The sequence below is a fragment of the Denitratisoma sp. agr-D3 genome (assembly GCF_054658675.1).
Genome location: NZ_BAAGIA010000001.1, coordinates 320,001 through 332,960, shown reverse-complemented (window position 1 = coordinate 332,960; position 12,960 = coordinate 320,001). Strand labels below are relative to the sequence as shown.

Annotated in this window: 10 protein-coding genes and 2 rRNA genes (1 of these 12 cut by a window edge); 4 read left to right on the top strand and 8 right to left on the bottom strand. The window is 60.9% G+C overall.

The window, feature by feature from the left end; all coding sequences use genetic code 11:
- Positions 1–6 precede the first annotated feature (6 nt).
- From ACYQ2U_RS01600 to ACYQ2U_RS01585, 4 genes are all read right to left on the bottom strand, one after another.
- The gene (locus tag ACYQ2U_RS01600) at positions 7–525 is read right to left on the bottom strand and encodes a DUF934 domain-containing protein (protein WP_459948581.1); all 519 of its coding nucleotides are present in this window, start codon (positions 523–525) and stop codon (positions 7–9) included.
- A complete protein-coding gene (locus ACYQ2U_RS01595; RefSeq protein ID WP_459948580.1) occupies positions 518–2,203 on the bottom strand; it encodes a nitrite/sulfite reductase in 1,686 nt (561 codons plus the stop codon). The genes ACYQ2U_RS01600 and ACYQ2U_RS01595 overlap by 8 nt, the downstream gene beginning before the upstream one ends.
- A 13-nt stretch (positions 2,204–2,216) precedes the next feature.
- Positions 2,217–2,987 (bottom strand): sulfite exporter TauE/SafE family protein, encoded by a 771-nt coding sequence (locus ACYQ2U_RS01590; protein WP_459949229.1) that lies wholly within the window; start codon positions 2,985–2,987, stop codon positions 2,217–2,219.
- Positions 2,988–3,084: 97 nt separating this feature from the next.
- Positions 3,085–4,896, bottom strand: coding sequence for an ABCB family ABC transporter ATP-binding protein/permease (locus ACYQ2U_RS01585; protein WP_459948579.1), 1,812 nt, complete (start codon positions 4,894–4,896; stop codon positions 3,085–3,087).
- Positions 4,897–4,951: 55 nt separating this feature from the next.
- Between ACYQ2U_RS01585 and ACYQ2U_RS01580 the strand changes: the two genes are divergently transcribed.
- Positions 4,952–5,374 carry an acyl-CoA thioesterase gene (locus ACYQ2U_RS01580; protein WP_459948578.1) on the top strand — a complete coding sequence of 141 codons (423 nt, stop codon included), beginning with the start codon at positions 4,952–4,954 and terminating at the stop codon, positions 5,372–5,374.
- 15 nt (positions 5,375–5,389) lie between these two features.
- Here the strand turns inward: ACYQ2U_RS01580 and ACYQ2U_RS01575 are convergent, their stop codons facing one another.
- Both ACYQ2U_RS01575 and argH read right to left on the bottom strand, forming a co-directional pair.
- Positions 5,390–6,688 (bottom strand): protein kinase domain-containing protein, encoded by a 1,299-nt coding sequence (locus ACYQ2U_RS01575; RefSeq protein WP_459948577.1) that lies wholly within the window; start codon positions 6,686–6,688, stop codon positions 5,390–5,392.
- A gap of 13 nt (positions 6,689–6,701) precedes the next feature.
- Positions 6,702–8,108 carry an argininosuccinate lyase gene (gene argH, locus ACYQ2U_RS01570; RefSeq protein ID WP_459948576.1) on the bottom strand — a complete coding sequence of 469 codons (1,407 nt, stop codon included), beginning with the start codon at positions 8,106–8,108 and terminating at the stop codon, positions 6,702–6,704.
- 80 nt (positions 8,109–8,188) lie between these two features.
- On the opposite strand from argH, the gene ACYQ2U_RS01565 reads away from it, so the two are divergent.
- From ACYQ2U_RS01565 to ACYQ2U_RS01555, 3 genes are read left to right on the top strand one after another with little or no spacing between them, the layout of a single operon-like run.
- Positions 8,189–9,025 (top strand): sensor histidine kinase, encoded by an 837-nt coding sequence (locus ACYQ2U_RS01565; RefSeq protein ID WP_459948575.1) that lies wholly within the window; start codon positions 8,189–8,191, stop codon positions 9,023–9,025.
- On the top strand, positions 9,022–9,795 hold the full coding sequence (locus tag ACYQ2U_RS01560; RefSeq protein WP_459948574.1) for a LytR/AlgR family response regulator transcription factor: 774 nt from the start codon (positions 9,022–9,024) through the stop codon (positions 9,793–9,795). The genes ACYQ2U_RS01565 and ACYQ2U_RS01560 overlap by 4 nt, the downstream gene beginning before the upstream one ends.
- Positions 9,796–9,805: 10 nt before the next feature.
- Positions 9,806–11,341, top strand: coding sequence for a cyclic nucleotide-binding domain-containing protein (locus tag ACYQ2U_RS01555; RefSeq protein ID WP_459948573.1), 1,536 nt, complete (start codon positions 9,806–9,808; stop codon positions 11,339–11,341).
- A gap of 349 nt (positions 11,342–11,690) precedes the next feature.
- On the opposite strand, the gene rrf is transcribed toward ACYQ2U_RS01555, so the two are convergent.
- Positions 11,691–11,803 (bottom strand): 5S ribosomal RNA (rrf, locus tag ACYQ2U_RS01550).
- A 140-nt stretch (positions 11,804–11,943) separates the two neighbouring features.
- Positions 11,944–12,960 (bottom strand): 23S ribosomal RNA (locus ACYQ2U_RS01545) (it continues 1,862 nt past the right edge of the window).

Here is a 12,960-nt window from a genome sequence, read left to right as displayed (position 1 = left end):
GAGTCCTCAAGCGGCCCGACGGCGAAAGAAGGGAACGGGCTGATCCACGGAGCCCTGATAGACCTCGCTGAAATCCTTGAGGCTGGCTAGGGCATCTTCAATGGACTTGTCTTCCCGCACGGCGAAGGCGTCAAAGCCAACCCTAGCCAGGTAGAAGATTTGGTCCTTGAGCACGTCGCCGATGGCCCGCAGCTCGCCCTTGTAGCCATAGCGAGTACGCAGCAGCACGGCGCTGGAATAGCCACGACCATCGCGGAAGATCGGGAAGTCGATACCGATGACGGCGAATTCCTGCAAGTGGGGCAACAGCACGGCAGGGTCATCCTCCGGCGCCAGCCAGACGCCCAGGTCGTCGCCATGGTGCTTGCGCTGGACCAGTTCGTCGCTGTGGGCGCGCCACACGGCCAGGGGCACCAGCACCTTGCCGGCGGGTACCTTTACTTCGGCGGGCAACTGGCCCTCGGCCACGCGCAACACTTGCCAGTCGTCGTTTGCGATCTGGCCGTTCTTGATGATCTTAGTCATGGTCAATCTCCCGGGCGACGGTATTCACGCCTTCGTAGGCGCGGGCCTTGAACTCTTCCACGCCGATGCGACGATAGGTATCGATGAAACGCTCACCGGCTTGGCGACGGCTGCGATAAACGCCCACCACGCGCTCCACCACGCCGGCCACGTCAGCCGCCCGCACGGAGGGGCCGATCACCTTGCCCAGGCTGGCCTCCATGCCCCAGGCGCCGCCCAGGGTGATTTGGTAGAACTCCTGGTCGTTCTTGTCCACGCCGAGAATGCCGATATGACCCACATGGTGATGACCGCAGGCGTTCATGCAACCGGAGATGTTGAGCTTGAGGCTGCCCACGTCTTCCACATCCTCCAGATTGGCAAAGCGCTCCTGGATGGAGTTGGCGATGGGGATGGAACGGGCATTGGCCAGATCGCAGAAATCGCCGCCGGGGCAGCAGGTGATGTCAGTCAGCAAGCCCACCGTGGGCGTCGTCAGACCGGCACCGCCGGCCTGGGTCCACAGCAGGTAGAGATCGGCCAGCTTGACGTCGGGCAGCACCAGATTCTGGGCCTGGGTGACGCGCAGTTCGCCGAAACCGAAGCGGTCCGCCAGGTCGGCGGCGAAGATCATCTGTTCGCTGGTGGCATCGCCGGGGGCCAGCCCCTCGGCCTTGAGGGACAAGGTCACCGCAGCGTAGCCGGGCACCTTGTGGGCGTGTACGTTGTGAGCTGCCCATTTGGCAAAAGCCTTGTCATCGCGCAGGGCGATGTCGTACTGGGGATCTTTCGCCGGCAAAGCCTGGTAGGCCGGTGCGGTGAAGTGGGCGGATACCCGCGCCACTTCGGCTTCGGTCAGGGTAGCGGGACCATCCTTGAGGTGGGCCCATTCCTCTTCCACTTGCTTGCCGAAGGCTTCCACCCCCAGAGCCTTGACCAGGATCTTGATCCGCGCCTTGTAGGGATTGTCGCGGCGGCCGAAGCGGTTGTACACCCGCAAGATGGCTTCGGAATAGGACAGCAGGTGCTGCCAGGGCAGGAATTCCTTCACCACCACAGCGAGGATGGGCGTGCGGCCCAGGCCACCACCAACCCAGACACGGAAGCCGACTTCACCAGCGTCGTTCTTCACCAACTGGAAACCCATGTCGTGGATGCGCACGTTGGCGGCATCGTCCGGGCCGCCGGAGAAGGCGGTCTTGAACTTGCGCGGCAGGTAGGCGAACTCAGGGTGGAAGGTGCTCCACTGACGGTAGATCTCGGCCCAGGGGCGGGGGTCGGCCACTTCCGTGGCGGCGACACCGGCTAGGGGATCGGAGCTAGTGTTGCGGATGCAGTTGCCGGAGGTCTGGATGGCGTGCATGTCCACCTCGGCCAGCTCTTCCAGCATCTGGGGAACGTCTTCCAGCTTGGGCCAGTTCAGTTGCAGGTTGTGGCGGGTGGTGAAGTGGCCGTAGCCCTTGTCGTAGCGGGTGGCAATGTCGGCCAGCTTGCGCAGTTGCTTGCTCGACAGCAGGCCGTAAGGCACGGCGATGCGGAACATGGGCGCATGGCGCTGAATGTAGAGCCCGTTCTGCAAGCGCAGGATGCGGAACTCGTCGGCGGACAAGGTACCGTCAAGGAAGCGCCGTGTCTGGTCGCGGAATTGGGCGACGCGCTCTTTGACGATGCGGCGGTCGACTTCGTCGTATTGATACATAGGACTCTCTCTGTCAGAAAGCGATGAGTTTGCCGCCCACCAGGACCAGCATGCCAGCCAGGGTGGGACGCAGGATATGTTCGGGAACGCGGGTGGACAGGTGGCTGCCGATGTAGATGCCGGGCAGGGAGCCCAGCAGCAGGGAAGCCAGCAGATGCCAGTTTACGCTACCCAACCACCAGTGGCCGAGGCCCGCCACCAGGGTCAGGGGCACGGCATGGGCCAGGTCGGAACCGACGATGCGGTGGGCGGCGATCTTGGGATACAGGAAAAACAGCGCGGTCACCCCCAGGGCCCCCGCACCCACCGAGGAAATGGAGACCAGCACGCCCAGGGTCGCCCCCATGGCCACGGTTTTCCAGGGGTGGTGCTCGGTGTCGGGGTTGTGGCGGCGAGCCCAGGCCAGCAAGCGTTGGCGGAAAATCAGGGCGGCGGACGTCAGCACCAGGGCGATGCCCAGGGCGAAGGTGATGGCCTTGGTCGCGCTGCCCAGGCCGCCCGGGGCGAAATGATGGACGCCGATCAGGGTCAAGGCGGCCGCCGGCATGCTACCGCTGGCCAGCAGGCGAACGATGCGCCAATCCACGGTGCCCTTGCGGGCATGAACCCAGGTGCCGCCGGACTTGGTGATGGCGGCGTAAAGCAGGTCGGTGCCCACGGCCGTGGCCGGATGGATGCCGAACAGCAGCACTAGCAGGGGCGTCATCAGGGACCCACCGCCGACGCCGGTCAGGCCGACGATGGCGCCGACGGCAAAGCCGGACAGGGTCTGGGCGAAATCGATCATGGAAAGGGAAGCCGGGAGTCGCAAATAACAGGAGCGAATCGTAACGGCAACCCTTAATTACCAGAAATACTTTATCGTTACTTCTTAATAACTTTTACGCAAGTTGTTCTGCATTTTCCTGCTGTTGCAGGGCCCACATCTGGGCGTAGGCGCCCCCCGCCTCCAACAGCTCACGGTGGGTACCCCGCTCCAACACCCGGCCCTGGTCGAGTACCACGATCTGGTGGGCGTTCATCACGGTGGACAGGCGGTGAGCGATGATCAGCGTGGTACGGCCGACGGCCGCCTCTTCCAATTCGGCCTGGATCGCCTTCTCGGTACGGGAGTCCAGGGCGGAGGTGGCTTCGTCGAAGATCAGGATGGGCGGATTCTTGAGCAGGGCGCGGGCGATGGCGACCCGTTGCTTCTCGCCGCCGGACAACTTGAGGCCCCGCTCGCCCACCTTGGTATCGTACTTGTCCGGCAAGCCCTCGATGAAGTGATGCAGGTGGGCGGCCTTGGCGGCGGCGATCACCTCCTCGTGGCTGGCGCTGGGTCGACCGTACTGGATGTTGTAGTAAATGGTGTCGTTGAACAGCACCGTGTCCTGGGGCACGATGCCGATGGCGGCCCGCAGGCTGGCCTGGGTCAAGTGGCGCAGGTCATGGCCGTTGATTCGCACCGACCCACCCTGCACGTCGTAGAAACGGTAGAGCAGGCGCGCCAGGGTGCTTTTGCCGGAGCCACTATGGCCCACCACGGCCAGGGTCTGGCCAGCGGGGATGTCCAGGCTCACGTTGTGAAGAATGGGGCGATTGGCATCGTAGGCGAAGTCCACGCTCTCGAAGCGGATGGCGCAAGGAGCCGGCGCCAAGGCCACTGCATCGGGCGCATCCTGGATTTCCCGATTCTGGCCAAGCAGGCCGAACATGCGCTCGATGTCGGTCAGGGCTTGGCGGATTTCCCGATAGAGGATGCCGAGAAAATTGAGGGGGGTGTACAGCTGAATCAGGAAGGCATTGACCAGGACGATGTCGCCCACAGTCATGGTCCCGGCCGCCACCCCGGCCGCCGCGCGCCACATCATCAAGCTCACGCCGACGGCGATGATGGCGGCCTGGCCCAGGTTGAGCCAAGCCAGGGAAAGCTGGCTGTCGATCTGGGCCGTTTCCCATTTTTTCATCTGCTTGTCGTAGCGCGCCTTTTCCCAGTCCTCGTTGTTGAAGTACTTGACCGTCTCGAAGTTGAGCAGGCTGTCGATGGCGCGGGCATTGGCGGCCGAATCCAGTTCATTCACCAGACGGCGCTGGGCGACGCGGCGATTGGAAACGATGATGGTGTAGGCGATGTAGGTGCCCAAGGTGCCCACGGTGATCAGGGCGAAGACCACGTCGTAACGCACGATCAGTACCACCAATACCATCAGCACCTCGATGATGGTGGGCAGGATGGAGTAGAGGGAATAGCTGATCAGACTGCCGATAGAACGGGTGCCCCGCTCGATGTCGCGCGTCAGGCCACCGGTCTGCCGCTCCAGATGGAAGCGCAGGGACATGCCGTGCAGGTGCTCGAACACCTGAAGGGCGATGGTGCGCACCGCGCGCTGGGTGACCCGGGCGAACACCAGTTCCCGCAGTTCCTGGAACATGGCGGCGGAGAAGCGCAGCAAGCCATAGGCGCCGAGCAGACCCAGGGGCACGGCCAGCCACTGCTGCTCCTTGGGGATCGACAGGGTATCGATCAGGTTCTTGAACACCAGGGGGACCGCCACATTGGCGACCTTGGCGCAAATCAAGCAGGAGAGGGCGATGATGACCCGCCACTTCCAGGCCCACAGATAAGGCAGCAGGGTTCGGATGGTTTGCCAATCGTGGCGTTCGCCGTGGTGTTGCGCCGGCAGCGGCAAGGCGGGGGAGCTGTGTCTCATGGCGCAATTGTAAGCCGGTATGATGCAGGGCCGACTCTCTCAACCACACGTGATCATGACCGCAACTTCCAGCATTTTCCCCCTGCCCGACCGCCAGCCCGTGATACGGGTCATCCCCATGCCCGCCGACCTCAATCCGGCCGGCGACGTTTTCGGCGGCTGGATCATGGCCCAGGTGGATTTGGCCGGCGCCATCCCCGCCCGGTACCTGACCCGGGGCCGGGTGGCGACGGTTTCGGTCAACGCCTTCCAGTTCAAGCAGCCGGTGGCAGTGGGCGACCTGGTGAGCTTCTTCGCCGATGTGGTGCGGGTGGGTAACACCTCCATCACCGTCGATGTGCAGGTTTACGCCACCCGCCAGCCGCACCTGGAAGACCCGGTGACGGTGAAGGTGACCGAGGCCACCCTGACCTACGTGGCCCTCAACCCGGACGGCAGCAAGCGCACCATTCCCGAAGAAGCCAAGGCCGGCCTCTAGGGTGACGAGTCCGACCTAGAACGCGGCGAGGCGGTTGTTGGCGCTATTCAGCCGCTTGCTGAGGACCGCCAGGAATCCTTGGTAAAAGTGCATGCGGCAGGCGTCGGAAGCATGATCCAGGGTATCGCCCTGAATCACCATGATCCGCGTCGGGCTGCGCCCCACCACATCGGCGCTGCGCTGCTTGTTACCGCCGATCACGGCCATTTCGCCGAAGCAGTCGCCGGGGTTGAGCACGGACAGGGTGCGGCCCTTCTTCACCACGTGGGCCTCGCCAAACAGCAGGAAGCAGAACGCATCCCCCAAATCGCCATCCTTCATCAGGACCGTCTCCGCCGGTGCATCCTGCCAGTGGGAGAAGCGCACCACTTCCCAGATTTCCACGTCGGAAAACTCGCGGAAAAACGTCATGCCGCGCAGGGTCTCGAACTTTTCACTGTCCGGCATCTCCTGCCGTTGGGGCACGAGCTTGTCGCCGCCGCGAAAGCAGCGGGTCAGGTCATGGGAGAAGGCGTCCCAGTCCGGATAACGCTGGCTGCGGTCCCGGGCCATGGCCCGGGCGACGACGGCGTCGAAACGGGCCGCCACGGCAGCGGGAATGTCGGCGCGCAAAGCCGAGGGCGGCGGCGGCGTGTCGTTGCAGATTTGGTGGATCATGCCGTAATTGCTGCTGGCCTGGAACGGTAGGCGCCCCGTCAGCAGACGGTACATCACCACGCCGAGGGAATAGATGTCGGTCTGTTGGTTGAGGGGCTGTTCCTGCACCTGTTCCGGGGACATGTAGGCAGGCGAACCCACGCCCGTGACCTGGGTATGGCTCTGTTCGTCGTTGTCCAACAGGGCCGCGCCGAAATCGGAAATCTTGATGTCGCTGCCCTCGGCGGCAACCAGCAGGATGTTGGCCGGCTTGATGTCGCGGTGGATGATGCCCAGGCGGTGGGCGTAATCCAGTGCCCGGGTGCACTTGAAGATCATCTCCACCAGACGCTCAAGCGGCAGCAAGCGGTCGACAGCACAAAATTGTTCCAGGGTGCCGCCGGCCACGTATTCCATGACCACGTAGCTCTCCGCATCGGCCACCACCGCATCGTAGATTTGCACGATATGGGGATGGCTGAGGCGTCCGGCCAGGGAGGCCTCGTTCACCAACAGATGGCGGTGGACGCGGCCCCTTTCCTGGTTACGCAGGGCTTCCGGCAGGAAGCGCTTGACCGCCACCTCGCGCCGGGCGAAGGGGTCATAGGCCAGGTAGACCGTGGCGGTGGCACCTTCGCCGAGAGGTCGGCGGACTTCGTATTTGCCGATCCGGTCCACGATCCGGTGATTGCTACAGTCCGTTCCTGGCCCGCAGGATGGCGGCCTTGACCTGTTCGGGCGCGGTGCCGCCGATGTGATTACGGGCCGCCAGGGAACCGGCGACCGTCAGTACTTGGAACACATCCTCGCCGATCAGGGCGGAAAAAGCCTGCAACTCGGCCAAGGTGAAATCGCTCAAATCGCAGCCCTTGGTTTCCGCCGCACGCACCGCCAGGGCGACGGCTTCGTGGGCGTCGCGGAAGGGAAGCCCCTTCTTCACAAGGTAGTCGGCCAGGTCGGTGGCCGTGGCGTAACCCTGCTTGAGGGCTGCGGCCATGGCATCCGGCTTGACCGTGATGCCCGGCACCATGTCGGCAAAAATGCGCAGGGTGTCGATGATGGTGTCCGCCGTATCGAACAGAGGCTCCTTGTCCTCCTGGTTGTCCTTGTTGTAGGCCAGGGGCTGTCCCTTCATCAAGGTCAGCATGCCCATCAGGTGGCCGAAGACGCGACCGCTCTTGCCCCGGGCCAGTTCGGGCACGTCGGGATTCTTCTTCTGGGGCATGATGGAAGAGCCGGTGCAGAAGCGATCGGCGATGTCGATGAAACCGACACGGGGGCTCATCCACAGAATCAACTCTTCGGAGAAGCGGGAAATGTGCACCATGATCAGGGAGGCCAGGGAGGTGAACTCGATGGCGAAATCCCGATCCGAAACGGCGTCCAGGGAGTTTTCGCAGACGGCTTCGAAGCCCAGTTCCCGGGCCACGAATTCCCGATCGATGGGGAAGGTAGTACCGGCCAGGGCGGCCGCGCCCAGGGGCAAGCGGTTTACCCGTTTGCGGCAGTCCTTCACCCGCTCCCGGTCCCGTTTCATCATTTCGACGTAGGCCAACAGGTGGTGGCCGAAGGTCACGGGCTGGGCAACCTGCAAGTGGGTGAAGCCGGGCAGGGGCGTTTCCGCGTGGCGTTCAGCCAGGACGAGCAGCGCACGGATGTAATCGGCCAGGAGTACGTCGATGGTGTCCAGTGTATCCCGCAGCCAAAGGCGGATGTCCGTGGCAACCTGATCGTTGCGGGAGCGGCCGGTGTGCAGCCGCTTGCCGGCATCGCCGACCAAGGCCGTGAGACGCTTCTCGATGTTGAGGTGGACGTCCTCGTCATCCAGGTTCCAGTTGAATTCGCCCCGCTCGATTTCGCCCCGAATCCGTTCCATGCCCTGTTGAATGGCGGTCAGGTCGTCTGCGGAAATGATGCCCTGACGGGCCAACATCTTGGCGTGGGCCAGGGAGCCCCGGATATCCTGGGCAGCCATGCGACAATCGAAAAAGACCGAGGCGGTATAACGCTTGACCAGGTCGGAAACGGGCTCGGAAAACCGGCCGGACCATACCTTGCCGTCCTGGTTGTCGCCGTGGGATGCTTGTTGTTCTGTCATAATCGAAACGCCGCAAAGATGAAGCCCGCCCGTCGGCCGGCATGAGAAAGAATCGATCGCCACCAGCACGCCCAGGCGCCATGGCCAAAGAACGCGAAAGTATACGGCAATTCCCCCTCTCGCCGCTGCCTGCCCTGACCGTCACCAGGGCGTCCTCTTGGCGCAGGCAGCTTCTGGTTTCCCTCTTCTTCGTCGTGGTCGTGGCGGCGGCGTCCCACTTGGTCGGACTGGCGCTCGTTCCGGTCTTGGTCGGCAGCACGGTAACCGCCTTGTTGCTCCTCGTCTGGCGGCTCCACAGCGAAAAAACTGGCCCCACCATCGCCGAGGCCCGCCTGATGGCGCTGACCGCTCGTATCCGTCCCCATTTCCTATTCAACAGCCTGAATGCAATCCTCGGCACCATCCGCAGCGATCCACGACGGGCGGAACTGGCCCTTGAGGAGTTATCGGACTTATTCCGTGCCCTCCTGCAAGACCCCAAGGAGCTTGTTCCCTTGTCGGAGGAGCTGGCCCTGTGCCGGCAATACCTTTCCCTGGAACGCTTGCGGCTGGGTGACCGGGTCCAGGTCCGCTGGGATATCGATCGCTGCCCGGCGGATGCCCTGATGCCGCCGCTGGTTCTACAGCCCTTACTGGAAAACGCTGTCTATCACGGCATCGAACCTATGGCCGAAGCGGGTTGCATCGACATTCGCCTTTTCAGCGAAGGCGATCTTTTGCTCATTGAGCTCAGCAATCCTTCTTCACCGCTGCATGGGCACGAGGCCGGCAATCGCATGGCCCTGGACAACATTCGGGAACGTCTGGCGCTGTTTTATGGTGATCACGCCAGCGTCCATTGCACTCCCCTCGGCGACCGATTCGTCGTCAGGCTCATCCTTCCCTATCGACAGACTCGTCTAGGCCTTCCGGCATGAGTACTGAACCGCTGCGCTTGCTTCTAGTGGACGATGAGGCCCCGGCCAGGCGGCGGCTAAGGCAATTGCTGGAAGATATTGCCCCGCTATTACCGAGTCTCATCATGGGCGAAGCAGAAGATGGGCTTGCCGCCTTGGACCTGCTGCGGCAAACCGAGGTCGATGTGGTCCTCAGCGACATACGCATGCCCCGCATGGATGGCCTGCAACTCGCCTTGCAATTGCAAAAATGGCAACGCCCTCCGGCAATCATTTTCACCACCGCCTTCGATGACTATGCGGTCAAGGCTTTTGAGTTAACCGCCACGGATTATCTGCTCAAACCCGTGCGCGCCGAACGGCTGCTGGCGGCGTTGCGAAAAGTACCCCCCCCTCGGGCTGGCGCAATGGACGCAGACGTGTTGCGGATTTTGGCCCCCGGCGGGCGGACTCACCTTTGCGCCAGTGAACGGGGACGTTTGATCTTGATTCCCGTCCAGGACATTCTCTACCTGCGCGCAGATGCCAAATACGTGTCAGCCCGTACCCGTCACGGCGAACACTTGCTGGATGAGACCCTGAATAAATTGGAAGACGAATTTGGCGACCGTTTTCTAAGGACACACCGCAATTGCCTAGTTGCCCGTTGTGCCATCAAGGGCTGTCTGCGTGAGGCCAGTGATGGCGGCGCAGATGGTCGATGGTGGTTGTTGATTGAGGGGGTCGATGAAAAAATTCCCGTCAGCCGTCGTCAATGGCCGACAATAAAATCATTAGTCACTCAACGTTGAGGCCCCCCCCGTGTTCGATTTCGTGACTCACGCCTTTCATCTTTTTTGGACGCCGGAAGAACCCTGGCTGATTCTCTTCGGCTTTACCCTATGGCTGTTCTTGCGACGAGCGCTTCCCGTGGGCAGTCTTTACGTACTAAAACAGACGCTGACCTTTTTCATTCTGAGTTTGTTCGGTCAATTAGCTGGGGCGCTGATGGATGCACTCGGCTGGCGGGATATTGGCGCTGGGCTATATGCCCTCTGTGTGGTTACAGTGGGCATCGCCTTGATCCGTTTTGTCGGCCTGCTTCTTTTCCGCCTCATCCTCCCCTTTTTGCGGATTGAGACGCCTCGCATCCTCGAGGATCTGACCGTCACGATTGCTTACGGCTTTTGGTGTGTCATCCGCCTGCGCTATGCCGGTCTCGACCCCTCTCAGATAGTCGCCACCTCCGCGTTGATCACGGCCATCGTTGCCTTTGCAATGCAGGACACACTAGGCAATGTCCTTGGCGGCCTGGCGATCCATCTGGATCACTCGGTCGAAATCGGCGACTGGATCGTTCTCGAAGGGGTATCCGGGCGGGTAATCGATATCCGCTGGCGCTACACCAAGGTCGCCACCCGTAATGGCGAAAAAGTGGTCATCCCCAACAGCTTTCTGATGAAGAACAAGTTTTCCGTTGTAGGAGCAGCCACCAGTCAAGCCACACCCTGGCGCCGCTGGATTTGGTTCAACGTCGATTTCGATCACCCTCCCCACCGTGTCATTGAAGTTGTTGAGCGGGTGGTACGGGAGGCAGAGATCGCCAATGTCGCCCGCGAACCGAGCCCACAGGTCGTGGTGATGGAATTCGGCCCCGGTTATGCGCGCTATGCTCTACGCTATTGGCTGACCGATCCCAACGTGGACGATCCGACCGATTCCGAGGTACGAGCCCACGTCTTTTATGCGCTTGAACGCGCTGGCATGTCCCTCGCCATTCCCCAGGAAGTGCGCCATATCGTCAAGGAAAACGAAACCCACGAACAGTTGCTGGCGCAGCGCGAGCAACAACGACGCATTGATGCCCTGCGTGGTGTCGAATTGTTCAAGGAACTATCTCAGGAAGAGTTGCAGACGCTCTCCTCCCATCTGGTCCATGCCCCATTCACCAGTGGCGACGTGATCACCCGTCAAGGAACGGCGGCTGACTGGCTCTACATACTGATCGCCGGTGAGGCCGATGTGCTGATTGAGTCCGACCATGGCCGGCAATTGCTCACCACCCTCAAGCCCGGCTCCGTTTTTGGCGAAATGGGCCTCATGACCGGCGAGCCCAGACGAGCGACCGTGGTGGCACACACCGATGTGGATTGCTATAGCCTTGGCAAGACTGGCCTCAATACGATCATTCAGGCTCGTCCTGGCGTTGCCGAGGAAATTTCTCGAATACTGTCCAGCCGTGAGGACGAGTTGGAGAAGGCCAGGCATGCGCTCCATCAGAGCGCATTAGCGACGCGCAAGCCAAGTCATGAAACCCTGCTGAATCGTATCCGGGATTTCTTCAAAGTACCTGGCTAGCTAAACGCAGGTGCTGTCGTGAAGGCATAGGCCTATGCGTAAGCAGCTGGCGAATCGCTCTGTGCAGCAGCATTCCCACATGCTGCTAACAGCCGTTCTCCCTCGAACTACCGACAAATGGGGGACCTTTGAATACCCTACCGTCTTTATACCAGCGCTGATTTTCTCGTCTGTAGTAAGGCCAGTGATTGCTTCACTCAGGTTCTGAGGTGGTTAAGCAGGACTCAGCGCACAGCCGTTGTGAAGCCTATCGAGGCGGAGATCAAGGGTTGATCAAGCGTTGCACGGAAGTGCAACTACAAATGCAAACGCCCCACCTGGAGACAGGAGGGGCGTTTGTTTGAGGGGGGTCTGGCGCTGACCTACTTTCTCACCCGAGTGGGCAATATCATTGGCGCGGTCTTGTTTCACGGTCCTGTTCGGGATGGGAAGGGGTGGTTCCAAGACGCTATGGGCACCAGACTAAACTGGCGTGTCGAGAGGGTGAGCGTATAGCTGTTAGCTCAAGACACATGATTCGGTGAAGTAAAGATTTAATGAGGTTGGTGATGCATTTTGCGCAGAGTTGCTCGTGGTGATTAGCCACTGGCACTCAAAGTTATAGGGTCAAGCCGCACGGGCAATTAGTATTGGTTAGCTTAATGCATTACTGCACTTCCACACCCAACCTATCAACGTCCTGGTCTTGGACGACCCTTTAGGGGAATCGAGTTCCCGGGATATCTCATCTTGAGGCGAGTTTCCCGCTTAGATGCTTTCAGCGGTTATCTCTTCCGTACTTAGCTACCCGGCGATGCGACTGGCGTCACAACCGGTACACCAGAGGTACGTCCACTCCGGTCCTCTCGTACTAGGAGCAGGCCCCCTCAAATATCCAACGCCCACGGCAGATAGGGACCAAACTGTCTCACGACGTTTTAAACCCAGCTCACGTACCACTTTAAATGGCGAACAGCCATACCCTTGGGACCGGCTACAGCCCCAGGATGTGATGAGCCGACATCGAGGTGCCAAACTCCGCCGTCGATATGAACTCTTGGGCGGAATCAGCCTGTTATCCCCAGAGTACCTTTTATCCGTTGAGCGATGGCCCTTCCATACAGAACCACCGGATCACTATGACCTGCTTTCGCACCTGCTCGTCTTGTTGGACTCGCAGTCAAGCCTTCTTTTGCCATTGCACTATCAGTACGATGTCCGACCGTACCTAGAAGACCTTCGTACTCCTCCGTTACCCTTTAGGAGGAGACCGCCCCAGTCAAACTGCCCACCATGCACGGTCCCCGATCCGGATTCACGGATCAAGGTTAGAACCTCAACGACACCAGGGTGGTATTTCAAGGTTGGCTCCACGCGATCTGGCGACCACGTCTCACAGCCTCCCACCTATCCTACACAAGTCCCGTCAAAGTCCAATGCAAAGCTACAGTAAAGGTTCATGGGGTCTTTCCGTCTAGCCGCGGGGAGATTGCATCTTCACAAACACTTCAACTTCGCTGAGTCTCAGGAGGAGACAGTGTGGCCATCATTACGCCATTCGTGCAGGTCGGAACTTACCCGACAAGGAATTTCGCTACCTTAGGACCGTTATAGTTACGGCCGCCGTTTACCGGGGCTTC